1 protein-coding gene is annotated in these 962 nt (G+C 46.3%); it reads left to right on the top strand.

The window, feature by feature from the left end; genetic code table 11:
• Nucleotides 1–45: 45 nt before the first annotated feature.
• A partial coding sequence (locus tag EK369_RS22800; RefSeq protein ID WP_164727078.1) for a troponin occupies nt 46–962 on the top strand: 917 nt, incomplete at its 3' end.

Genomic DNA, 962 nt, shown 5'->3' with positions numbered 1-962 from the left:
CCTCGACATTTCCCATACGTTTATCTTCCTTAACTAACTGCCAAGATGTCCGACGAAGAAGAAGTTTACTCGGAGTCTGGAGACCCAGAGTTCATCAAACGTCAGGACCAAAAGAGATCCGATCTCGATGAGCAACTCCGAGAGTACATCGCAGAATGGCGCAAACAACGTGCCAAGGAAGAGGACGAGCTCAAAAAGCTGAAGGAGAAACAGGCGAAACGTAAGGTCACGCGTGCTGATGAGGAACGCAAGATGGCCGAAAGGAAGAAGCAAGAGGAAGAAAGACGCGTCCGCGAACTGGAAGAGAAGAAACAACGCGAACAAGAAGAGAAGAGGCAACGTCTCGAGGAGGCCGAAAAGAAACGCCAAGTTATGATGCAAGCCATGAAAGACCAAAGTGCAAAGAAAGGACCCAACTTCACCATCACCAAGAAGGACGCTTCTGCAGCACTGTCTCCTGCCCAATTAGAAAGGAACAAGACCAAGGAACAACTGGAAGAAGAAAAGAAAATCTCCCTGTCCATACGTATCAAACCTTTGCAATTAGACGGACTTAACGTGGACGCCCTCAAAAAGAAAGCCATTGAACTTTGGGATTGCATCGTCAAACTTGAGACAGAAAAGTACGACTTGGAGGAAAGGCAAAAACGTCAGGACTATGATCTTAAAGAATTGAAAGAAAGGCAGAAGCAACAGTTGAGGCACAAAGCCTTGAAGAAGGGATTGGACCCTGAAGCCCTTACCGGAAAGTACCCGCCAAAAATACAAGTCGCCTCCAAATATGAACGTCGTGTAGACACCAGATCGTATGACGACAAGAAGAAATTGTTTGAAGGAGGCCTTGAAACAATTATTAAGGAGGTATCCGAAAAGACATGGAAAGACAGGAGTGGTCAATGGGAATCTCGTCAAAAAGCGAGATTACCAAAATGGTTTGGTGAACGCCCTGGCAAGAAATCTGG

It is taken from the genome of Shimia sediminis (assembly GCF_003990645.1).
Classification (GTDB): domain Bacteria; phylum Pseudomonadota; class Alphaproteobacteria; order Rhodobacterales; family Rhodobacteraceae; genus Shimia; species Shimia sediminis.
The sequence above is the reverse complement of the archived record's forward strand: the minus strand, read 5'-3'. Positions and strand labels throughout refer to the sequence as shown.